Source organism: Roseibium sp. AWQ4_290, from assembly GCF_056160985.1.
In genome coordinates, this window is sequence record NZ_JBSWYG010000025.1 from 14,221 (window position 1) to 35,506 (window position 21,286).

The 21,286-nt window shown below is 60.7% G+C and carries 20 protein-coding genes; 8 read left to right on the forward strand and 12 right to left on the reverse strand.

What is annotated here, in order from left to right; translation table 11 throughout:
* Positions 1-100: 100 nt before the first annotated feature.
* From recF to mutM, 7 genes are all read right to left on the reverse strand, one after another.
* Entirely contained in the window at positions 101-1,249 is a 1,149-nt protein-coding gene (recF, locus tag ACXAH0_RS21555) for a DNA replication/repair protein RecF (RefSeq protein WP_475194987.1), read from the reverse strand.
* Between the two features lie 37 nt (positions 1,250-1,286).
* Positions 1,287-2,405 (reverse strand): DNA polymerase III subunit beta, encoded by a 1,119-nt coding sequence (gene dnaN / locus ACXAH0_RS21560; protein ID WP_475194989.1) that lies wholly within the window; start codon positions 2,403-2,405, stop codon positions 1,287-1,289.
* 170 nt (positions 2,406-2,575) lie between these two features.
* Positions 2,576-4,051: a chromosomal replication initiator protein DnaA gene (dnaA, locus tag ACXAH0_RS21565; protein WP_475179999.1), complete on the reverse strand. Its 1,476-nt coding sequence runs from the start codon at positions 4,049-4,051 to the stop codon at positions 2,576-2,578.
* A gap of 156 nt (positions 4,052-4,207) precedes the next feature.
* On the reverse strand, positions 4,208-4,648 hold the full coding sequence (locus tag ACXAH0_RS21570) for a rhodanese-like domain-containing protein (RefSeq protein ID WP_475180002.1): 441 nt from the start codon (positions 4,646-4,648) through the stop codon (positions 4,208-4,210).
* 647 nt (positions 4,649-5,295) lie between these two features.
* Entirely contained in the window at positions 5,296-5,562 is a 267-nt protein-coding gene (rpsT, locus tag ACXAH0_RS21575) for a 30S ribosomal protein S20 (protein ID WP_475180005.1), read from the reverse strand.
* Positions 5,563-5,737: 175 nt separating this feature from the next.
* On the reverse strand, positions 5,738-6,511 hold the full coding sequence (locus ACXAH0_RS21580; protein ID WP_475194992.1) for an enoyl-CoA hydratase: 774 nt from the start codon (positions 6,509-6,511) through the stop codon (positions 5,738-5,740).
* A gap of 140 nt (positions 6,512-6,651) precedes the next feature.
* Positions 6,652-7,545 (reverse strand): bifunctional DNA-formamidopyrimidine glycosylase/DNA-(apurinic or apyrimidinic site) lyase, encoded by an 894-nt coding sequence (gene mutM, locus ACXAH0_RS21585; protein ID WP_475194994.1) that lies wholly within the window; start codon positions 7,543-7,545, stop codon positions 6,652-6,654.
* A 215-nt stretch (positions 7,546-7,760) separates the two neighbouring features.
* Between mutM and ubiE the strand changes: the two genes are divergently transcribed.
* Complete coding sequence (ubiE, locus tag ACXAH0_RS21590) at positions 7,761-8,510, forward strand: bifunctional demethylmenaquinone methyltransferase/2-methoxy-6-polyprenyl-1,4-benzoquinol methylase UbiE (protein ID WP_475195038.1); 750 nt, start codon at positions 7,761-7,763, stop codon at positions 8,508-8,510.
* 3 nt (positions 8,511-8,513) lie between these two features.
* Positions 8,514-10,094 carry a 2-polyprenylphenol 6-hydroxylase gene (gene ubiB / locus ACXAH0_RS21595; RefSeq protein ID WP_475194997.1) on the forward strand — a complete coding sequence of 527 codons (1,581 nt, stop codon included), beginning with the start codon at positions 8,514-8,516 and terminating at the stop codon, positions 10,092-10,094.
* A gap of 195 nt (positions 10,095-10,289) precedes the next feature.
* On the opposite strand, the gene ACXAH0_RS21600 is transcribed toward ubiB, so the two are convergent.
* The 3 genes from ACXAH0_RS21600 to ACXAH0_RS21610 all read right to left on the reverse strand — a co-directional run bounded on the left by ACXAH0_RS21600 (position 10,290) and on the right by ACXAH0_RS21610 (position 12,943).
* Positions 10,290-11,465: a pyridoxal phosphate-dependent aminotransferase gene (locus tag ACXAH0_RS21600; protein ID WP_475195000.1), complete on the reverse strand. Its 1,176-nt coding sequence runs from the start codon at positions 11,463-11,465 to the stop codon at positions 10,290-10,292.
* Positions 11,465-11,920 carry a hypothetical protein gene (locus tag ACXAH0_RS21605; protein WP_475195001.1) on the reverse strand — a complete coding sequence of 152 codons (456 nt, stop codon included), beginning with the start codon at positions 11,918-11,920 and terminating at the stop codon, positions 11,465-11,467. Before ACXAH0_RS21605 ends, ACXAH0_RS21600 begins: the two co-directional genes overlap by 1 nt.
* A 66-nt stretch (positions 11,921-11,986) precedes the next feature.
* On the reverse strand, positions 11,987-12,943 hold the full coding sequence (locus ACXAH0_RS21610; protein ID WP_475195002.1) for an NAD(P)-dependent oxidoreductase: 957 nt from the start codon (positions 12,941-12,943) through the stop codon (positions 11,987-11,989).
* Positions 12,944-13,735: 792 nt separating this feature from the next.
* On the opposite strand from ACXAH0_RS21610, the gene ACXAH0_RS21615 reads away from it, so the two are divergent.
* The 4 genes from ACXAH0_RS21615 to ACXAH0_RS21630 all read left to right on the forward strand — a co-directional run bounded on the left by ACXAH0_RS21615 (position 13,736) and on the right by ACXAH0_RS21630 (position 15,995).
* The gene (locus ACXAH0_RS21615) at positions 13,736-13,936 is read left to right on the forward strand and encodes a hypothetical protein (RefSeq protein WP_475180031.1); all 201 of its coding nucleotides are present in this window, start codon (positions 13,736-13,738) and stop codon (positions 13,934-13,936) included.
* A gap of 143 nt (positions 13,937-14,079) precedes the next feature.
* A complete protein-coding gene (locus tag ACXAH0_RS21620) occupies positions 14,080-15,000 on the forward strand; it encodes a hypothetical protein (RefSeq protein WP_475180033.1) in 921 nt (306 codons plus the stop codon).
* Between the two features lie 461 nt (positions 15,001-15,461).
* Entirely contained in the window at positions 15,462-15,761 is a 300-nt protein-coding gene (locus ACXAH0_RS21625) for a hypothetical protein (protein ID WP_475180038.1), read from the forward strand.
* Between the two features lie 51 nt (positions 15,762-15,812).
* A complete protein-coding gene (locus ACXAH0_RS21630; protein ID WP_475180041.1) occupies positions 15,813-15,995 on the forward strand; it encodes a hypothetical protein in 183 nt (60 codons plus the stop codon).
* Between the two features lie 90 nt (positions 15,996-16,085).
* Here the strand turns inward: ACXAH0_RS21630 and ACXAH0_RS21635 are convergent, their stop codons facing one another.
* Complete coding sequence (locus ACXAH0_RS21635; RefSeq protein ID WP_475180047.1) at positions 16,086-16,709, reverse strand: alpha-ketoglutarate-dependent dioxygenase AlkB family protein; 624 nt, start codon at positions 16,707-16,709, stop codon at positions 16,086-16,088.
* A 124-nt stretch (positions 16,710-16,833) separates the two neighbouring features.
* Positions 16,834-17,661 (reverse strand): glycine-rich domain-containing protein, encoded by an 828-nt coding sequence (locus tag ACXAH0_RS21640; protein ID WP_475195003.1) that lies wholly within the window; start codon positions 17,659-17,661, stop codon positions 16,834-16,836.
* 360 nt (positions 17,662-18,021) lie between these two features.
* On the opposite strand from ACXAH0_RS21640, the gene dnaK reads away from it, so the two are divergent.
* On the forward strand, positions 18,022-19,938 hold the full coding sequence (gene dnaK / locus ACXAH0_RS21645) for a molecular chaperone DnaK (RefSeq protein ID WP_475195004.1): 1,917 nt from the start codon (positions 18,022-18,024) through the stop codon (positions 19,936-19,938).
* 162 nt (positions 19,939-20,100) lie between these two features.
* Entirely contained in the window at positions 20,101-21,237 is a 1,137-nt protein-coding gene (dnaJ, locus tag ACXAH0_RS21650) for a molecular chaperone DnaJ (protein ID WP_475180060.1), read from the forward strand.
* Positions 21,238-21,286: the final 49 nt, after the last annotated feature.

The following is a 21,286-nucleotide window of genomic DNA, read 5'->3' on the forward strand; positions in this document are numbered from 1 at the left end:
CCCCCCGTTATACGGGGTTCCCCGGGGCGTTCAACCGCGCCGGGCGTGTAGCGAAGCCAGCGAAGCGATAATCGTGGAAAACCAACAGATTTCGGCGCATTTATGGGGCTGGACGCGGGGCGGTCAAGCGGCCCTGCTGTCCGTCAATCTCAAAGACTTCGGCTGTTGGCGGAAGCGCTTCGAACAGGGCCTCGTCCGTGCCGGTCATGAACACCTGTCCGCCAAGGGTGTCGAGCTTGGAAAACAGGGCGGCCCGGCGGGCCGGGTCCAGATGGGCGGCGACCTCGTCCAGCAGCAGAACCGGTGCCATGCCGCTCACCTTGGCCGTCAGATCCGCATGGGCCAGGATGAGCCCGATCAGAAGCGCTTTCTGCTCCCCGGTGGAGGAGCGGGCGGCAGGCATCTGCTTGGCGGCATGAAGCACTTTCAGGTCGCTCAGATGCGGGCCGGTCAAGGTGCGCCCGGCCGCCCGGTCGCGGCCGCGCCCGTCTGCCAGCAGGCGCCGGTAATGCTCTTCCCGGTCTGTCGCGCTGAGGCCATGCGTCTCGCCTTCAAAGGCGCCTTCCAGCGTGAGCAGGGCATGGGGGAAGGGAAGGTCCTCGCTGACCTGCTCTTCAAGGGTCTGGGCCAGCAGCAGCACGGTCTCCTGACGGGCAATGGAGACGGCGGTGCCAAGCTCGGCCACCTGCTGCTCCAAAGCGCTTAGAAAGGCGTCGCTGCCGCCCTGATCCAGCAATTTGTTGCGTTGCCTGAGCGCGGTTTCAAAGCCGCTGACCCTTCGGCCATGGGCCGGGTCGAGGGCCAGGGTCAGCCGGTCCAGAAACCGGCGCCGGTCGGAGCCGGGCCCGGTAAAGAGCCCATCCATGGCCGGGACCAGCCAGAGCACCCGGACATAGTCCAGCAGGCTGTCCGATCCCTTGACGTCTTCGCCATCGATCCGCACCTTGCGGCCCTGGCCTCCGGCGGCAAGGCCGGTGCCTATTCTGGTTTCCAGTCCGTCCAGCTGAACCGTCGCCGCCACACTCCAGCCGCCGCTGCCTGTGGTGCGGGCAATATCGGCCATCGGCGCCCGGCGCAGGCCGCGCCCGGCGGTCAGAAAGGAGACAGCTTCCAGAATGTTGGTCTTGCCAGCGCCATTGGCCCCAACAAAGGCAATCATCTTGGCCGACAGATCCAGGGAAAGAGCCGGATAGTTGCGGAAATCGGTCAGGGACAGGCGGGTCAGTTGCGCTGTCCGGAACGTGCTCATGAACCGCTTTCCGCCTCAGGGTCTGCCCGGAATCCGGTCAGACGCGCATCGGCATGAGGACAAACAGGCAGTCATCGACCGTGTTGTCCTGAATGAGGGTGGGGGAGCCGGAATCTGCCAGACGGAACAGAGCTGTATCGCTGCCAAGCTGGTTGGCGATGTCGAGCAGATAGCGGGAGTTGAAGCCGATTTCGAGCGGTTCGGCATCATATTCGACGGCCAGCTCCTCGGTCGCGCTGCCCGAATCTGGATTGTTCACGGTCAGCACCATGCGCCCATCGGTCAGGGACAGTTTGACGGCGCGGCCGCGTTCCGAGGAGATGGTGGACACACGGTCTACCGCGTCCTTGAATTCGTCCCGGTCGACACGCATCTCCTTGTCATTGCCCTGGGGGATGACGCGGCCATAGTCGGGGAAGGTTCCATCGATGAGCTTGGACGTGAGGACCACAGAGGCCGTGGTGATGCGGATCTTGGTGTCGGACAGCTCGATCTGGACATTGGCCTCCGGGTCTTCCAGAAGCTTTTGCATCTCGCCGACCGTCTTGCGCGGCACGATGATGCCGGGCATGCCCGAGGCGCCCTGGGGGGCAGGCACTTCAGCCTGGGCCAGCCGGTGGCCGTCAGTGGCAACAGCGCGGAATTGCTGGCCATTGGCCGAATCCACAGTGTGCAGATAGATGCCGTTCAGATAGTAGCGGGTTTCTTCGGTCGAAATCGCAAACTGGGTGGTATCGATCAGTTTGCGGATGTCATTCGCGCTCAAGGCAAAGCCATGGCTGAAGTCACCGGCGGTCAGATCCGGGAAGTCGGTTTCCGGCAGCATCTGAAGGGTGAATTTCGAGCGCCCGGCGCGGATTTCCAGAGTTGCATTGTCACTGGTGGTTTCCAGAACCACCTGGGAGCCGTCCGGCAGCTTGCGTACGATGTCGTAGAACATGTGGGCCGGCACCGTGGTGGCGCCCGGCATCTCGATAATGGCCGGAACCGTCTCCACGACTTCCAGATCCAGGTCGGTGGCCTTCAGCTTGATGGCGCCGCCATCGGCGCGCAGAAGCACGTTCGACAGGATGGGAATGGTATTCCGGCGCTCGACCACCCGGTGCACATGGGTCAAGGACTTGAGGAGGTCGGTCCGCTCGAGGGTCGCTTTCATACGCTTCTTCCGTACTCGTGAATGATCAGGTTTTAAGGGCCTGACCTAACTGGACAATTGGGCTCCCAATGGGGGCGGGGGAAAGACACTGCCCTTATCGGGCGCCAAAAGCAAGGGGGCGTTCCACCGGAACGCCCCCAAAATGCAGTGAAAATCGCGTATTTAGCGGGTCACGCGTCAAGCATGCGCTTGAGCAGTTCCAGCTCCTGGGCAAGGCCGTAATCCGCCCGGGCCATTTCCTCGATCTTGCGCACCGCATGCAGCACGGTTGTGTGGTCCCGGTTGCCAAAGCGGCGGCCGATTTCCGGCAGCGAGCGCGGGGTCATAACCTTGGCCAGATACATGGCAATCTGTCGCGGGCGCACGATTGTGCGGGTCCGGCGGGCGGACAGAAGATCCGCCTTGGTGACATTGTAGTGTTTGGACACCACGCGCTGGATGTCTTCGATCTTGACCCGGCGCGGCTCGGTGGAGCGCACCAGATCACGCAAGGTCATTTCCGCCATGTCCTGCGTAATCGGCTGATTTGTCAGCTGATTATGGGCAATCAGGCGGTTCAGCGCCCCTTCCAGATCCCGTCCGGAAGAAGCCACATGCCGCGCAACATAGTCCAGAACGCTGTCCGGCACGTCGAATTGCGGGTAGGTCTTCTGGGCGGCTTCCACCCGGGAGACCAGAATGTTCCGGCGCAAGGTGAAGTCCGGCTCCTGAATGCCCACGACAAGGCCACCGGACAGGCGGGAGCGGACACGGTCGTCCAAAGTATCGAGCTCGGAAGGGGCCCGGTCGGCTGCCACGATCACCTGACGGGCACCGTCAATCAGCGCATTCAGGGTGTGGCAGAATTCTTGCTGCACCTGTTTGCCATGAAGGAACTGCATGTCGTCGATCAAGAGGAGATCGATCGTGCGCAGGGTGTCCTTAAAGGCCAGCGCGGACTGGGATTTAAGGGCCGCGACGAACTTGTACATGAAGTGCTCGGCTGTCAGGTAGAGCACCTTGTGACCATTGGCCCGCGCCTTTGCGGCGACAGCCTGCATCAGGTGGGTTTTTCCGAGGCCCACGGACGCATGCAGGTAGAGCGGGTTGAACGTGACCGTTCCGCCTGCGGCCACCTGGCGCGCTGCGGCCAGGGCCAGGTTGTTGGATTCCCCTTCCACGAAGGATTCAAATGTATATTTCGGGTCCAGCGCTGCGCCCTGCAGCACATCCCGGGCACTGTCATTGCCGGTGTCGCCCCGGCCAAGAGCTGCCGTGGCCGCCTGGGCCCGGGTCACCTGTGCCGCATCGCCGAGGGTCTCGGTTCTGGCATCGGCTGCCACCGGCTTCACACCGACAGGCGCTGCCAGGCTGGGCTGGACCGTCTGGGGCTGCCGCGGCCGGATGGCGCCACGCACAGTCAGCTCAATGCGGTGCACATTGTCGCATTCTCGCTGCCAAAGACCCATGAGCTGGTCGTTGTAATTGTTCTGGATCCACTGTTTGAGAAAACGCGTGGGAACAGACAGTCTCACTGTTCCGTCCTGGTGTTCCTCCAGATCAACCCGCGCAAACCAGCTGGTAAAGACATCATCGCCCAACTCGGCGCGAAGCTGTTTCTTCACTCGCTTCCAATGTTCGGAGCCGCCTGCCTCCTGAACCTGCATGTCAATTGCCTCCTGTACTAGGTGGAGAACGATCCGCCACAGCCGTTCCCCAACGCCTTGCTGCTTTTGCAGCTATATTTTGTCCCTTTTGGGACGGTTCTGGTATTGGCGGCCGGACGGGTCCTGCCACCTTGCCCCTGTCTGCGTGCAGGGTTGCTAACTTTGGATCCAGGGCAGCCCCGCCGATTTCCAGCCGGACCGGGCTCCGCGATGGCCGTCCGTGTCGAGCGGCCCTTCGAACCCATCTGAAATGTTGAAGCAGTGTGTGTAGCCGGCCTGGGTCAGGGCCATGGCAGCTGCCTGGCTCCGTGCGCCGGAGCGGCACAAGAAATATATCGGAGCGGTTTGGTCAAGCCCTTTTTTGACCAGAAGGTCAGAAAGCGTGTTCGCAAAGTCCGGATTGGGTCCTGAGGGGGGGAAGCTCTGCCATTCGATCAGAACCGCTTCCTTGCCCACGGGCCGCAGATCCGGCACACCGACAAACGTCCATTCGGCCTGGGTGCGCACGTCCACCAGCACTGCATTTTCCTGTCCGGACAGACTGTCAAACGCCTGTTGTGCTGTAACGTCCCCAGCGTATTCACCCTCACTATGCAAAACAACCCCCTGTCAATAGCTGAGTGCTATTGATTTAAAGTTCTAACTTGATTTTATAGATATTGTTTTAGTTCAAACGAGAACTAGAAGACCAGGGTGTCGAATACACTAATGTATTCATTCCGAAGTCTTAACGCCACGTGCTCAGCTATACATCGATTTAACTTATTCATTGTTCGTCCAAGCACCGTTTTTAGATTGTCTGCTGGTCTTTGCCGCCAGTCGCAGTGTTAATATACAGAGGACGAAGGCCGGGGCAACAGCCACTTTTAACGATTTTGAAGGCTGCCCTATTTTTGCCCCATCGTCAGTCTTTTTTTGCCTGTTGGCACGAGGGCAGCAAATGCTTTTTGCAGCAATGACTTTTTGCAATTCGGTGCACTGTCACAATTCAAAAACAACAATTCCAAAAAAAAAAATAAGCAGGTGTCTCTTGACTCGTATCGAATCCGGTTCGATCCCGATTGCCGACTCTTACATGTCTATAAGATATTGTTTTTATTGGCCTTTCTATGACATAGCCACAAGTGTCAAAACTACGTATATTACGCGCTCTGGTTGCCGGAAAAACTCATCCACAAAATTACGCGGCTAAAAAAAACCCGGCATTTCTGCCGGGCCTCTTTAACGGTCTTGTGACGGTGCGTTTAGGCACCTAGAGCCTTGATGCGAGCATTTAGGCGGGAAACCTTTCGCGACGCCGTATTGGCGTGCATAACGCCTTTGGACGCGGCGCGCATGATTTCCGGCTGCGCTGCCTTGAAGGCTTCGTTTGCCGCGCTCTGATCGCCAGAAGCGATTGCCTCTTCAACCTGGCGCAGGAAGGTGCGCACGCGGCTCCGGCGGGCTTTGTTGGTGGCCGTCCGGCGGGCAATCTTGCGGGCCGCCTTCTTGGCCGATGGTGTGTTGGCCATGGGCTCAATCCTGATCGGTAAGTGGGACTAGTGTCCGGTGGCAATCGGGACCAAGGCGCGAAAAGCGGTAAGACCCGATCAAAAAACAACGGCGGCGGAAATCCGCCACCGATTGGGCGCTGCTTATAATCGCGCTTGGCGCGTGCGTCAACGGCTTTATCCGCCAACCCGCTGTTTATTTGTTGCGAAATTGCGGTGCGCGCTTTTCGGCAAAGGCGGTCATGCCCTCTTTCTGATCGTCCAGCGCGAACAGGGCCTGGAAGACGCGCCGTTCGAAGCGCACCCCTTCAGACAGGGTGGTTTCATATGACCGGTCAACACTTTCCTTGGCCATCATCACCACGGGCAAGGAGAAGTCGGCGATTTTCTCGGCCGCCTTCAGGGCCTCCTCCAGAAGGTCATCAGCGGGCACGACACGGCTGACCAGACCGCTGCGTTCGGCTTCTTCAGCATGCATCATGCGGCCCGTCAGTACCATTTCCATGGCCTTGGACTTGCCGACAAAGCGCGTGAGGCGCTGGGTGCCACCCGCGCCCGGAATAACCCCAAGAGTGATTTCCGGCTGACCGAACTTGGCTGTATCGGCGGCCAGAATGAAATCGCACAGCATGGCCAGCTCGCAGCCGCCGCCCAGCGCATAGCCGGCAACAGCGGCAATGATCGGTTTGCGGTTGCGCGACACCCGGTCAAACGGGGTGATCAGATCCGTCTGATAGGCGGAGGAAAAGTCATGCGGCTGCATTTCCTTGATATCCGCCCCGGCTGCAAAGGCCTTTTCGGAGCCGGTCAGAACGACGCAGCCGATTTTCTCATCCGCATCAAATCCGTCCAGAGCCGTGCCCAGTTCGGCAATCAGCTCCCCGTTCAGTGCATTCAGCGCCTTGGGCCGGTCGAGGGTGATCAGGCCGACCTTGCCTCGTTTTTCCACGCGGATGTTCTTGTATCCCATATCCCCTGCTCCCAGTGCCAGGACCTGTTAATCGTAACAGCCTCCTGCCTACCTGACCCGCACGGCGTCTGGCAAGCGTGTCAAAAGCGGCTATGGCGTGTCTTTGTTCTGCTGCCGCTCCTCTGGAGGAAAAACCACACCTAGGTCTGGCAGGACGGGCAATGGAAGGTGGAGCGGTTGGACTGGACAATGCGGGTCACCGTGCCCGGGCAGCCCTCCTTCCGGCACGGCTGCCCTTCCCGGTCATAAACGGCGAAGGAATGCTGGAAATAGCCGAGGGTACCGTCGGCCTTGGTATGGTCGCGCAAGGTGGAGCCGCCGGCGGCAATGGCTTCGTTGAGCGTGTCCCTGATATGACCCGCTAAGGCTTCGGCCTTTTGGGTCGGCCGGCCTGTGTCTGTCGCCAGGCTTCCTGCGGATCGTTTCGGGCTCAGGCCACTGCGCCACAAAGCTTCGCACACATAGATATTGCCGAGCCCGGCAATAAGCTTCTGATTGAGCAAGGCCGCCTTGAGTGGCGTTTTGCGGCCTTTGAAGAGGCGGGCAAGGGTCGCTCCGCTCAGGGCATTGCCGAGCGGCTCCAGCCCAAGCTCGCGGAAATAGGGGTGGGTCCGAAGGTCCGGACGCGGGACCAGATCCATGAACCCGAACCGGCGCGGGTCATTGTAGATGATGCGCGCCGGGCCCCTGTCACGGGTTGAAAGATGAAACACCACATGATCGTGTTTCGCATCCTTGTTCCTGTCATGGGCAAAGGCGCCGGGCAAGGTGGCATCCGTGTCGTTTTCGACCCGGAACGAGCCGGACATGCCCAGATGCATGATCAGGACATCCCCGCTGTCCAGGTCGGCCAGCAGATATTTGGAGCGCCTGGTCAGGGCGGTCACGGTCCGGCCCGACAGCCGTGGGACGAACCCGTCGGGGAAGGGAAATCTGAGATCCGGCCGGTTCTGGTCCACGGTGGTGATCCGGGCCCCTTCGAAGGTGGGGGCAAGGCCCCGTTTGACCGTTTCGACTTCCGGCAATTCTGGCATTGAAGCCTTCTCCACACTGGTGTCTGCTGGGGTTGCACGATATAGGCCTGCGGCATATGGCTTTTCGTGGCCGTGAACGATAGCGCTTCCCAAAGGCTTGTACTATTGTCCGGCCCGATTTGACGAGACTTATCAGACGGCAGCCGCCAGGAGGCGCGATCATGACACAAGAGACCGAGGGATACCGGACCGCTTCCGGCCGCGCTCCCGAAGACATGCCCACCAGCTTCGGGTTCACCAAAGTGGCCGAAGGGCACAAGCAGACCCTTGTGGACGATGTCTTCCACAAGGTTGCCGAGCGCTATGATCTGATGAACGACTTAATGTCCGGCGGTTTCCACAGGGTGTGGAAAGACGCCATGGTCTCGTTCCTGGCACCGCCGCGCGCCGCAGCGTCCGGATGGAGCTTGCTGGATGTGGCCGGGGGCACCGGTGACATTGCGACCCGGGTCGTGAACAAGTCCGGTGGCACGGCCAAGGCCATTGTCTGCGACATCAATACGTCCATGCTGACGGTCGGCCGGGATCGGGCCGAGAAGGCCGGCCTTTCGGACCAGATCACCTTTTCCCAGGGCAATGCGGAAGATCTGCCGTTTTCCGACAAGAGCTTCGATGCCTATACGATTGCCTTCGGGATCCGCAACGTGCCCGATATTCCCAAGGCGCTGCGCGAAGCACGGAGGGTTCTGAAGCGCGGCGGCCGGTTCGTGTGCCTGGAATTTTCCGAAGTGGATGTGCCCGGTCTGGACAAGGTTTATGACACGTTCTCCTTTCAGGCGATCCCGCCCATTGGCAAATGGGTGACCGGCGACGGTGAGCCCTATCAGTATCTGGTGGAATCGATTCGCAAGTTCCCGAGCCAGGAGCGCTTTGCGGAAATGATCCGCGAGGCCGGGTTTGAACGGGTCGGCTACCGAAATTATTCCTGCGGCATTGCTGCCCTGCACTTTGGCTGGAAATTCTGATTGATGGCGATCGCAGTCATGCCTTTCTTCCGCCTTGTAAGGGCGGGATTTGTATTGGCGCGCGAAGGCGTGTTCGGACTTGTGCATTTGCCGGACCTGCCGGCGGGCCCCCGTTTTGCCATCGCCGTGGCGCGGCTCCTGGAGCGGCGCGCGGTCAAGGGCAAGAGCGCGGATCTGCGCCTGTCGGATGCGCTCAACCGCCTGGGGCCGTCTTATGTGAAGCTGGGTCAGTTTCTGGCCACCCGCGCCGATGTGGTCGGCAAGGATGCGGCCCGCGAATTGTCGGCGCTTCAGGATCAGCTTCCCCCGTTTGAACACGAAGCTGCCCGCGCGGCTGTGGCCGAACAGCTCGGCCGTCCCGTGGATGAGGTGTTTTCAGAGTTCGGCCCGGCCGTGGCCGCCGCCTCTATTGCCCAGGTGCATCAGGCGCTGATCCGCTTGCGCGATGGCAGCGAGAAGAAAGTCGCGGTCAAGGTGCTGCGGCCCGGTGTCGCCCGCCGGTTCCAGCGCGATCTTGAGAGCTATTATCTGGTGGCCCGTCTGGCCGAACGCTTCCATGCCCCGTCCCGGCGCCTGCGCCCCGTCGCCGTTGTCGACACGCTGGCCCAGTCCGTCGCCATGGAAATGGACTTCCGGCTTGAGGCCGCTGCCCTTTCGGAAATGGCGGAGAACACGGCCGAAGATCCCGGCTTCCGAGTGCCGGCGGTCGAGTGGCTGCACACGGCCAAGGGCGTCTTGACCATGGAATGGATCGACGGCCGCAAGATGTCGGATGTCGAGGGGCTGATTGCGGACGGGCTGGATCTGGAAGCGCTTGGGGCTGCGGTCATTCAAAGTTTCCTGCGCCACACTTTGCGGGACGGTTTCTTCCACGCGGACATGCACCAGGGCAATCTGTTCGTGGAAGCGGATGGCACGCTGGTGGCAGTTGATTTCGGCATTACCGGACGGCTGAACAAGCGCGAGCGGCGGTTTCTGGCCGAAATCCTGTTCGGTTTCATTACCCGTGACTACCGCCGGGTGGCGGAGGTGCATTTCGAGGCGGGCTATGTGCCGGCCAATCAGGATGTGGACATGTTTGCCCAGGCCATTCGGGCCATTGGCGAGCCGATCCACGGCCATGATGCCAGCGAGATTTCCATGGCTCGGCTCTTGACCCAGCTGTTCGAGGTCACCGAGCTTTTCGAAATGCGCACCCAGACCCAGCTGATCATGCTGCAAAAGACCATGGTGGTCGTGGAAGGCGTGGCCCGATCGCTCAATCCTAATCTGGACATGTGGCGCACGGCTGAACCGGTGGTGGGCAGCTGGATCAAAGAGCATCTCGGCCCGGTGGGCAAGCTGCGCGATGCGGGCGATCTGATTTCAGCCCTGACCCGGGTCGCCAACGACCTGCCGCTCTTTGCCGACCGGATCGGCCATATGTCGGAAGAGCTGGAGCGCATGACGCGGCAGGGCCTGCGGTTTGACGATCACACGGCCGAAGCCATCGGCAAGGCAGAAGCCCGCCACACCCGCTCCGGGCGGGCCGCCCTCTGGGTGATTGCGGCTTGCGCCGTGGTTGCTACGGCGCTGCTGCTCTGAGGGATTTTGCGCCATGCTTGAGAGCAAGTCGCGTTGGACTGGATGCGTCTTTCGCTGCCTTTGATACCAAGCGCGGTCAAATAGGTCATCCTCAATCGCGCTTGAAATTACTCAGAGAGTTCAGCTCAAAAGACAAACTGGTCTGAAGCCATATGAGCGCGGCCCGAGCTTATACATAGCGTAATTAGGTTATGTCTAAGCCGCAGCGCGCGCATTTGCGAAACGGCGCAGGCGTGAGACGGCCTCTTTCAGCTCGTCATCCGGCACGGTCAGTGCCATGCGGATCAGCGATTTGGCGTTGTTGCCAAAGGACGCGCCGGGCATGATCGAGATCGTCTGCTCGTCCAGCAAGCGCCAGGCGAATTCTTCTCCGTCAAGGCCAGTGCCCGCGACATCAATCATGATGAACATGCCGCCGGAGACCTTGCCCACCTTCAGCGCCGGGCAGGAGGCCAGCTCCGCCGTGATCATGGCAACCCGCTCAGCATAGCTCTTGCGCATGCGCGTGGCGGTGTCGAACTGGCCGCGCAGCGCGGCCTCCGTCATGTCGGCAATAAAGGGCTGGTTGCCGAACAGGATCGTCTCGGACACCGGCAGCAGCCTGGTGCAGAACTCCTCCGGGCCGACGGCCCAGCCGCTGCGGAAGCCCGTTGCGGCGAAGGATTTTGAGATCGATGACGTAACGACCGTCCGGTCTCTGAGGCTGTCAATTTCCAGCGGAGAGGCGAAGGTGCCTTCAAAGATCAGGTCTTCATAAACCTCGTCGCAGACAATCCAAAGATCATGGGCCCGGGCGATGGCGCCGAGTTCTTCCAGGGTGGCGCGGTCCAGGATCGAGCCGGTCGGATTGTGGGGGGTGTTGAGCAGAAGCACCCTGCTTTGCGGGGTGATGGCCGCGCGCAAGGCCTCCGGCTCCATGACAAAGCCGGCCTCAAAGCGCAGCGGAACCGGCTGGAGAACCGCACCGGGCGCCCGCACAACACCTTCATAGGTGGCGTAGTAAGGATCGCCCACAAGAACACCTTCGCCAGCATCCACCAGGGCCGTGATCACCGCATAAAGCGCCGTCTGGGTGCCGGGAAAGCACAGGATGTTGCCGGGGCCGATCCCTGGAAAGCGCGGCGCGTATTTTTCAGCCAAAGCCTCCAGAAGACCGTCTTCGCCGCGTCCGTTGGAATATTTGGTGCGCCCGCGTTTCATGGCTTCGGTGCAAACATCAATCAGGGCCGGGTCAACCGGAATGTCAGGTTCGCCAATTGTCAGTTCGATGAGGGGGGCTCCGGCGGCGGCCTTGGCGCGGCCTGCAAAGTGAACCGCCCATTTTTCACCGCCAAGATCGGCAAGGCGGTCGGTGATACCGGCATAGCGCATCAATGTGTCCTTTCGGGTGGGGCTGGGGCCGTCCTGGGGGCGGCGGAGAGCGTGTCTTGATACTGGCCGGTTCCGGCCTGCACCGGTGCAATCAGGCTTTCCAGAAGGGCAAGATCATCGCGGAGGCCTTTCCGGTGATTGTCTGCGAAGACGGTCCCGGAGCAGACCCGGCCGATAAATCTGGCCCAAAGCGAGACAGTGTCTTCGGCCATATTGGGCGCGTTGATTTTGGCAAGCGGGAACTGGCCCAGCTGGGTCCTGGCGGGACCGTCAGCCTCCTGGGCCCAGCAGGTGGTGTCGGCGGTCAGCGCTCCGGTCAGATAGGCACATGCCGTGGTGATCAGGCCGTCCTTCGTGCCGAAATGTTGGCGCACGAGACCGGCTGCAAGGGGCACTTCCATCAGGGCGCGTTTGCGCTCGTCCTGTTTCGGCCGCTGGAAGGCTTTCCGACTCATGAGCCAGAGTCTTCGGCGGGGCGCGGCGCAAGATGAAAATCGGGCAAACACATTCAGCCGTCCCCGCTAGTAGCCACGGGCCCGGTCGATGGCAAGGGCGGGGCGTTGTCCGGCACGCAATTGCTGCGCAGAGTGCAGCACCTGTTCCACAACAATATCCGGGGTGGAATCGCTGGCAATATGGGGCGTGATCCGGATGCGCGCATCGCCCCAGAACGGGTGGGTGTCTGGCAGGGGTTCGGTGCGGAACACATCCAGGCTGGCCCCGGCCAGCTGGCCGCTGTCAATGGCTCTGGCGAAGTCCGAGTCGTGCAAATGCTCCCCCCGGCCGATCTGGATCAGCCAGGCACCGGGGGCAAGCCGGTCGAAGAGGTCCGCATTCAGCACATTTTCGGTTTCAGCTGTCAGCGGCAGCACGTTGATGAGCACGGCACTGCCGTCTGCGGCCTGGTGAAGAGCTTCCGCTCCGGTAAAATAAGCCACACCGTCAAGCGGGGTCTGCGGTGGGCGCCTGCAGGCGACAGCGACGGAAAATCCGAGGGCCGTCAGGCCGCGTGTAACGGCCTGCCCCATGGTGCCGTTTCCCAGAACGGCAATTTTCGTGTTGGTTGGCGGCTGCATCGGCAGGGGCGCCCATTTGCGCTCCGCCTGTGCGGCCTGCATCCGGTCAAATCCACGCAGCGCATGGAGGGTCTCATGCGCCGCATAACCGGCCATCAGATCCGCCTGATGGGGATCCCGGATCCGGCAGATCAGGACGGTCTGGCCGAGGCCCGGATGGGCCACAAGAGCATCCACGCCTGCGCCGATCGACATGGCCATTTCCAGATTTGGATAGGGATCAAAGGCATCAGCGGCCGGGAGCCAGCAGACTGCGAAGCGGATCTCTTCCGGCCTGGTCACCTCGTCCGGCGTGAGCAGGCGGATGCCGCTTTCCGTTTCCTGTGCACCAAGCCCGTAATAGGCCCTGAGATCCAAGGTGCTGCTCAGCAGGACACCGCTGATCGTTTCGCTTTGTCCCATAGTGTGCAGTCCTTCAGCTCTGGTGGGGGGAGCCCAGGAGGGGCCTTCAGGAAGTCAGGCACATAGTTATACAAATGAATAGCAAGCCGTAAAGGGGGGGGGGGGGCTGTCGCTTGGCTGATACCTATGCAGGGCGACAGGGGCGCGCTCTGCCTGAAAGAGAGGCAGCCGTCGGTTTCTGAGGCGGATCGGGATTTCAAGGTAAATTGCCTTGAAACTTTAAGCTTTTGTAATTTTTGTTCGGGCATGCGGTGAATTCGCGAGATGCCGCCAAATATGCTGGCTAATTAAAATTCGTGCACACAAAATAATCAAGACTCTCCTTGACTTGCCACAATCCGCTGCTTAGCCTTTGCATATCTTGAAGTGCTGTTTACCCGGCACAGGCAGGTGTTTGATCTTCTTTGCGATGGCGCGGCTTTGCTTGCGCCGCCGGAGAGAATAGATGCGGAGCACACCTGCGAACAGGCAAAGGTTTGAAATGCCGCCGTCCATGGTGGCATGGGGCCAACACGAAAGTCAGGTGCCCAAACCTTCCGGTTGCCGCGTCATTGGCTGGCCGGTCTGCCAAACAAACACACTCTTTCCGGTGGGCGGCCAGGGATCTGGTGTCTGTTTCACCGGGCAACATGGAAGCTGGCGTGCAAGGCTTGGCTGTTCGGCTGTGCGGTCTTGGATGTTTTGCGTGCATTCGATGAAGCAGCGCCTTGTGGCTGGCCGTTTCTGCTGCGCGCGCAAGTCGCAGGCTTCCGGCAGCCGGTCAGGCTGTTCACCTGAAAAGGAGAAGATCAGATGGACGTTTCCAACGCAGTTGATTGCAACGGATTGTCAGTGGCACCAACGGTTTTGCGAATTAAGCAGGCGCTTGTGGGGTGCGCGGAAAAAGCGCTGCCTCTCGATATTCTTGTCGACGCGGAATGCAACCATGACCGCCTGCGCCGCTCCCTCGGAGAAGAAGTGGCGTCCGTGCGCCTGCTTACCTGCCCCCAATAGCAGGCAAAGGGCGCGGATTGGACAGGAGAAGCAGGCGCTCCCCCGGGAGGGCTGGCGCTAGAGTGCGAACAGGTCAACGGATGATCTGAAAGCTGTGTCTTCCGGGCGGCAAGACGGTCCGGAATCATAGGGAAAGAGTTGTTGTGATTGCCGACGTAAAAGAAAGACCCGCACCTGCGGCCGCTGAAGGGCCGACACCGGAAGTCCCGAATTTTGCATTCGATCCGCAGGACCCCTGGACAGAGACCTTTCAAAAAGGCTTGGAGCGGGCCGGTCTTGAAGGCAAGCGCATTTACGAAGTCGGCATTGGCACCGGGACCAATGTCGCCTTTTTGCTGCGCCTGTGCGGCGCGGCCAGCGTGTCGGGCAGCGACCTGGATCCCAGGCTGGTGGAATTGGCCGAGCGCAATGTGCACAGCCTGGCACCGGACGAGGCAAGCCAGTTTTTTCCGGTCAAGGGTGCGGTCAGCCTGATCGACACGGACGAAGCCCGGGCCAGGATTGCTGAAACGGATGTGGTGATTGGATGCCTTCCCCAGGTGGGCGATCCGGGGGACCGGCGCCTGGCCGCGTTCCGTGATGCCCAGTCGGTGGAACTGCCCGACGGGGCGGGTGAACGGGCGGCGGACCACATTGCCCACTATTATCCCTGGGCCGCGTTTGACGACTATCCTTTCAATTCGGTCGGCCTTGGCTTGAACGAGGCGTTGTTGCACCGCATCCGTGAGCATGCGCCCCAGGCCGAGGTCATCATGAATTTCGGCTGCCGGATCGGCACCGGCCTTATTTTCGAGCTGTTCGAGGCCAATGGATTTGCGCCTGAAAAGCTCCATTCCCAGATCGTGCTGCAGGATGCGGGCACCGACATTTCCTTTTTCGTGATGCTTGAAAAGGCCCTGCAGGGCACCGGGCTGGAAAAGGATCTCGTCTGCTCTTTCTTTGCCGACAAGGACGCAAACACGCCTCTTTCCGCCTGCGATGCCCAGGCCCTGCTTGATCAGGACCCGGAAACGCCGGTGTTTCACGAGGTCTGCGCCATCCGGGCCGTGCCCAAGGCAGCGTGACTGAGCCGCCTTCTGCCCATCTTCCTTGGAAGCCTTTCCTTCAAATTCACAGAGACGAACCTTCGCCGCAAACAAGGCGCGTTGAGCGGCACAGAGGGCTGTCGGGGTGGGCTCCGGCACGGCGGGCGCGTCTCTCTCTCTCGTGCGCGCGCGCAAAACTTTCTTTTGCGGCGGGCGATCCTTCTGCGGGCCGGTCCGGACTGGGGGGGGGGCTTCCAAGGCCACCGGGCTGGCAGCGCGCAGTTCACAGGCTCCCACACTGCGCGCATTATTATTTTTTTCTACCAAATTAAATCAAAAGTCCCGCAGGCCGGTTCCTGTTGCAGCCTGTCAGCAGGGACAAAACTAACTCAGGGTTTTCATTGGGTTAGGGCTGGGTGAGCCTAAGAATATGATAAAAAAGGCTTCTTATCCAAAGATGTCGCCATATTGCGGTCAACAATCGACCACAAAACCGACAATTGTTAAAATTACCAATATTTCATAAATTGATTGGCGAAGGATTGTTGGCCTTCACGGAATTGCGCAGCGTATTTCCGCGCAGCTTAGCTATTTTTTATGGCTTTGCATTAGGTTTGTTTCCCCCGGGGCCGGTGCTGGCTGAAGAGCTGAAGGCCGGGCCCGGGGGCAGTTTTCCCGCAGAAGAAAATGGCAGCGGCAGCGCGGGGGGAACCCTGCGCTGCCGAAAAAAGGGGAGCCCCGATCCGTCTGCGAGCTGGCGCAGTCTGTCGATGTGGAAGACGGTGCATACCAAAGACTGATCGAACTGGGGCTGGATCAGGTCAACCGGCTGCGCTCGAAAGTTGCCGGGGTTGAGCTGGCTGCTGGCCGGCCTCATTCTGGAAGACCTGCTGGGGCTGAAGGAACAGCTTGCAGGCGGCTGCCAGCGGTCCATAACCGACAAAATATTTTTACGGCGGCAGTCGCAACATGGCCATCGGTGGTATGGCGCCCGCAATGAAACTGAAAACATCGGCTGGAAGTCCAGTTTGTGACCCGCTGAAAATGGGATGTGTCTCCAACGAGACGGGCTCGGTATCAATGGTGCAAACTTATCGCACGATGCTCTACCAGCCAGATCTTCCTTAAACCGCCGTCACCCGTCTCAGGGTCAGGTTGATCCGCCCGCCGGATTTCAGGAGGGCGGAGGTGCCGCTCAGGACCCGGTCAATGCCGTGATAGGCCAGGCGGGCCGGGCCGCCGAGAAGGACCACGTCACCAGATTGCAGACGCAGGGAGCGGGTCGGGTCCTTGCGCTGGACACCGCCGATCCGAAACGTGGCCGTGTCGCCGAGGGAGACGGAGATGACCGGTGCCTCGAACATCTCTTCATCCTTGTCCTGGTGCAGGCCCATGCGTGCGCCGGAGGCATAATAGTTGATGAGACAGACCTCCGGCGGCGGCGCGTCCGGGGCCAGGTCTTGCCATAGGCCGGACAGGGCGGCCGGCATGTCCGGCCAGGGTGCGCCGGTAGCCGGGTGCACGGGTTGATAGCGGTAGCCGTCCAGATCGGAGACCCAGCCGAGCGGGCCGCAATTGCTCATCTTTACGCTGAAAGGTTTGCCGGTTTTCGGCATGACCGGCTGAAACAGTGGCGCGCGCGCCACAATGTGGCGGATCTCGTCGCGCAAAGCTTCCTGGGCCATGCGGTCGAAATAGCCGGGATGGTAGGTCAGCCCGGAAGGGTCTTGAAGCGTGGGCGCTGGCATGCCCCCTTTTAGCAGATCTTTAGCAAGGTCTGCCAGCAAAGGGGGCAAAGCCTCTTTGAAGGTCCCGCCCTTTGTGAATGGCTGATCCTCTCTGAAGCATCGTGCAGCCTCATTGCCCGTTTCTTTAGTCACCGCAGCCGCCGCATCCGGACCCGCCACTGCCACCACCACCACTGCAGCCGGAGCTGCAGCCAGAACCGCAGCCTGAGGATTTGCCTCCGGACGCTTTGTTCAAAAGCACGGCAAGGGCGGCAACGGTGATCACAACCCCGGCAATGAACCCGAAGGTGTGTTCCAGGGCCCAGTGCCAGACCATGTTGCGCAGTTTCTCCAAAGGCGTGTCCCCGGCCGGCTCGCCATGGGCAAATGCCAGGCTCGTGCCCAGAAAAACCGCGGCGCTTGCGGTCACAAGGCGGGGCGCGCGTTTGGGCAAAGCCGCCAGCTTGCGTGAGAGCTTTGCCAAAAGCACAGCGCAGCGGGGCTTGGGCACCAGCCAGACATCGGCGCCGTTCACCCGCTTGAAATACGGCGCCTTGCCAAATCGGATCTCAGTGGGGGGCCAGATATCCTGCGGCGGCGGGGCGCCGAATTCCCTTTCGTAAAGGAGCAGCGTGTCTTCGTAAGCGGCACGAAAAAGCGCGGCCTGATCCGGCCCGCCCTTTGTCGGCATGTGGTGCAGCGGGGCCCCAAGCGCCTCCCGGAACGGGCCCCAGTAATGCCTGGTATAGGTCAGATGCAAGTGCCAGGCCTGATCCACCTCGTCGCTCGGCGTTTTCATGCCGGTGTTCAGCATGCACAGATAGGCAAAGCGCTGATATTCACCGATCACCCGCAACGCATAGGCGCGGGACCAGCCATTGTCCCGGGCAAGGCGCCCTGAAAACGGGAAATCGGCCTCAACCGCGTCCGGATGGCAGGCTGTCAGGCGGGTCCACAGGTCTGCGTCTTTCATGGGTTGTCTCGTTTGACTTGGGGCGTCTGCTGCGGACAATCCGCCTCATATTCATGCCAACTCTATGGCAAAAGCCTAAAGCAAATGCGAAAGCTGCGGCATTACGGGCAGGCCTGCAGGGCAGGCGGTCTCCGCCAGGGGCCGGTAACCATCAGAATGAAATTATCCCCTATGCTGGACCCTTGAGAGGGCAAAGGTGTCTTGCGGGCAAAGTTTCCTCCACCTATATAGCGTTCAAGCTCGCACCAAATACCGGGTTCCTGCCCTGGTGCGATGTCCGGGATGTCCCGGAACCCAAGTGAAAGGAGCCGGACTGACGCCTTCATGGGTCTATCCGGTTTGCTAGAAAGAGAGGCACATATGGCAAAGGTCATTGGTATCGACCTCGGCACGACCAACTCGTGCGTCGCCGTCATGGACGGCAAGGATTCCAAGGTTATCGAAAACGCGGAAGGCGCCCGCACCACCCCGTCGATGGTGGCGTTTTCCGATGATGGGGAGCGGCTCGTTGGACAGCCGGCAAAACGCCAGGCCGTCACGAACCCGACCAACACGCTGTTTGCGGTCAAGCGCCTGATCGGGCGCCGCTATGACGACCCGACCGTGGCGAAGGACAAGAAGCTTGTCCCGTTTGAAATCGTCAAGGCCGACAATGGCGATGCCTGGGTGCAGGCAAATGACGACAAATATTCCCCGTCCCAGGTCTCCGCGTTCATCCTCCAGAAAATGAAGGAAACCGCCGAGAGCTATCTGGGTGAGAGCGTGACCCAGGCGGTCATCACCGTTCCGGCCTATTTCAACGACGCCCAGCGTCAGGCCACCAAGGATGCGGGCAAGATTGCCGGTCTGGAAGTGCTGCGCATCATCAACGAGCCGACGGCCGCCGCACTGGCCTATGGTCTTGACAAGAATGACGGCAAAACCATCGCGGTCTATGACCTTGGCGGGGGCACATTCGACGTCTCCATCCTGGAGATCGGCGACGGCGTCTTTGAGGTCAAGTCCACCAACGGGGACACGTTCCTGGGCGGTGAAGACTTCGACATGGTTCTGGTCGACTATCTGGCCGCCGAGTTCAAGAAGGATCAGGGCATTGACCTGACCCAGGACAAGCTGGCCTTGCAGCGCCTGAAAGAGGCTGCTGAAAAGGCCAAGATCGAACTGTCCTCCTCGTCGCAGACGGAAATCAACCTGCCCTTCATCACGGCGGATGCCTCGGGTCCGAAGCACCTGACGCTCAAGCTGACCCGGGCGAAGTTCGAGTCGCTGGTCGAAGATCTGGTCAAGCGCACCATTGCGCCGATGAAAGCCGCCTTGAAGGATGCCGGCCTTGCCGCCGGTGAGATCGACGAAGTGGTTCTGGTCGGCGGCATGACGCGCATGCCGAAGATCCAGGAAACCGTCAGCACCTTCTTCGGCAAGGAGCCGCACAAGGGGGTGAACCCGGACGAAGTGGTGGCCATGGGCGCTGCGATCCAGGCCGGCGTTCTGCAGGGTGACGTCAAGGACGTCCTGCTGCTCGACGTGACCCCGCTGTCCCTCGGGATTGAGACCCTGGGCGGTGTCTTCACCCGCCTGATCGACCGCAACACGACCATCCCGACCAAGAAGAGCCAGGTGTTCTCTACCGCTGAAGACAATCAGACAGCAGTGACCATCCGGGTCTTCCAGGGCGAGCGGGAAATGGCGGCGGACAACAAGGTCCTCGGCCAGTTCGACCTTGTCGGACTGCCGCCCGCGCCGCGCGGCGTGCCGCAGATCGAAGTCACCTTCGACATCGATGCCAACGGCATTGTCAACGTGTCTGCCAAGGACAAGGGCACGGGCAAGGAACAGCAGATCCGGATCCAGGCCTCCGGTGGTCTCAGCGACAGCGACATTGATCAGATGATCAAGGACGCTGAATCCCATGCGGATGAGGACAAGCGGCGCAAGGAACTGGTGGAAGCCAAGAACCAGGGCGAATCCCTGGTCCACTCCACCGACAAGTCGCTGAAGGACTATGGCGACAAGGTTTCTGCCGATGACAAGGCCGCGATCGAAAGCGCTCTGGAAGCCTTGAAGACCGCTCTGGAAGGGGACGATCTGGAAGACATCCAGGCCAAGACCCAGGCTCTGGCCGAAGCGTCCATGAAACTCGGCGAAGCCATGTATCAGGCCGCCCAGGCTGACGCTGAAGCCGATGCCGGTGACGAGGCGGGCGCCGCCGCTGAGGACGATGTGGTCGATGCGGACTTTGAGGAAGTCAAGGACGACGACGACAAGAAGTCGGCTTAACCTTTACAGATGACAGCCAGCCGGTTCTCCGGCTGGCTGTTTCAGTCCAGCGCCGGCCGTTTGGTTGCCTGACCTGTCAGGTGCGCGGCGGGCGCTTTCGCCGTTATGGGCGCCGGATCATCCAGGCTGCCCGCGGCGCAACAACAAGACCGAGAGATCTTGATGTCCAAACGTGATTTCTATGAGGTGCTGGGCGTCGCGCGTGAAGCGGACGAAAAGTCTCTGAAAAGTGCCTACCGCAAGATGGCTATGAAATACCATCCTGACCGGAACCCGGGGGATGCAGAGGCCGAAGCCCGGTTCAAGGAAGTCAACGAGGCTTACGACACGTTGAAAGACGGCCAGAAGCGCGCCGCTTATGACCGCTTTGGCCATGCCGCCTTTGAAAATGGCGGGTTTGGCGGCGGCGGAGGGGCCGGAGCCCATGATTTTTCCTCCACCATGTCCGATATTTTCGAAGAGTTTTTCGGCATGGGCGGAGGGGGCGGCGGCCGCCGGTCGGGCGGGCGCGAGCGCGGTGCGGATCTGCGCTACAATCTCGACATTTCCCTGGAAGATGCCTTTGTGGGCAAAACGGTCGAAATCGAGGTGCCGACCAGCATCACCTGTGACACTTGTGCCGGGTCCGGTGCCAAGCCGGGCACCAGCCCGACCACCTGCCGTACCTGTGGCGGTGCGGGCCGGGTGCGCGCTGCCCAGGGCTTCTTCACGCTGGAGCGCACCTGTCCGACCTGTCAGGGCCGGGGGCAGGTGATCTCCGACCCTTGTGAAAGCTGTGGCGGCACCGGCCGCAAGACCCAGGACCGGACCCTTTCGGTGAACATTCCGGCCGGAATTGAGGACGGCACCCGCATCCGTCTGGCCGGAGAAGGCGAAGCGGGCGTGCGCGGAGGCCCGGCGGGCGATCTCTATATCTTCCTGTCCATCAAGCCCCACGACCTGTTCCAGCGGGACGGGGCGGATCTTTACTGCCGCGTGCCGATCTCCATGTCGACGGCGACCCTTGGCGGCCAGTTCGACGTGCCGACCGTCAATGGCAGCACCAGCCGGGTGAAAGTGCCGGAAGGCACCCAGACCGGCAAGCAGTTCCGCCTGCGTGGCAAGGGCATGCCCGTGATGCGCTCCAGCCAGCATGGCGACATGTATATTCAGGTCACCGTGGAAACCCCCACCAACCTGACCCGCCGCCAGCGTGAATTGCTTGCGGAATTCGAGAAGGAATCTTCTGGCGAAAACCATCCAGAATCCGCCGGGTTCTTTTCGAAGGTGAAAGACTTCATCGACAATCTGGGAACCTGATCACGCAATTTGTGCGTCTTTTTATGGCAAAATCTGACGAGCCTCCCTA

Excerpts from the sequence above, each read along its gene's own strand:
- recF (WP_475194987.1), bottom strand. The coding sequence starts at position 1,249 with ATGAGCACGTTCCGGACAGCGCAACTGACCCGCCTGTCCCTGACCGAT.
- dnaN (WP_475194989.1), bottom strand. The coding sequence starts at position 2,405 with ATGAAAGCGACCCTCGAGCGGACCGACCTCCTCAAGTCCTTGACCCAT.
- dnaA (WP_475179999.1), bottom strand. The coding sequence starts at position 4,051 with ATGCAGGTTCAGGAGGCAGGCGGCTCCGAACATTGGAAGCGAGTGAAG.
- rpsT (WP_475180005.1), bottom strand. The coding sequence starts at position 5,562 with ATGGCCAACACACCATCGGCCAAGAAGGCGGCCCGCAAGATTGCCCGC.
- ACXAH0_RS21580 (WP_475194992.1), bottom strand. The coding sequence starts at position 6,511 with ATGGGATACAAGAACATCCGCGTGGAAAAACGAGGCAAGGTCGGCCTG.
- mutM (WP_475194994.1), bottom strand. The coding sequence starts at position 7,545 with ATGCCAGAATTGCCGGAAGTCGAAACGGTCAAACGGGGCCTTGCCCCC.
- ubiE (WP_475195038.1), top strand. The coding sequence starts at position 7,761 with ATGCCCACCAGCTTCGGGTTCACCAAAGTGGCCGAAGGGCACAAGCAG.
- ubiB (WP_475194997.1), top strand. The coding sequence starts at position 8,514 with ATGGCGATCGCAGTCATGCCTTTCTTCCGCCTTGTAAGGGCGGGATTT.
- ACXAH0_RS21600 (WP_475195000.1), bottom strand. The coding sequence starts at position 11,465 with ATGCGCTATGCCGGTATCACCGACCGCCTTGCCGATCTTGGCGGTGAA.
- ACXAH0_RS21605 (WP_475195001.1), bottom strand. The coding sequence starts at position 11,920 with ATGAGTCGGAAAGCCTTCCAGCGGCCGAAACAGGACGAGCGCAAACGC.
- ACXAH0_RS21610 (WP_475195002.1), bottom strand. The coding sequence starts at position 12,943 with ATGGGACAAAGCGAAACGATCAGCGGTGTCCTGCTGAGCAGCACCTTG.
- ACXAH0_RS21615 (WP_475180031.1), top strand. The coding sequence starts at position 13,736 with ATGGACGTTTCCAACGCAGTTGATTGCAACGGATTGTCAGTGGCACCA.
- ACXAH0_RS21635 (WP_475180047.1), bottom strand. The coding sequence starts at position 16,709 with ATGCCAGCGCCCACGCTTCAAGACCCTTCCGGGCTGACCTACCATCCC.
- ACXAH0_RS21640 (WP_475195003.1), bottom strand. The coding sequence starts at position 17,661 with ATGAAAGACGCAGACCTGTGGACCCGCCTGACAGCCTGCCATCCGGAC.
- dnaK (WP_475195004.1), top strand. The coding sequence starts at position 18,022 with ATGGCAAAGGTCATTGGTATCGACCTCGGCACGACCAACTCGTGCGTC.
- dnaJ (WP_475180060.1), top strand. The coding sequence starts at position 20,101 with ATGTCCAAACGTGATTTCTATGAGGTGCTGGGCGTCGCGCGTGAAGCG.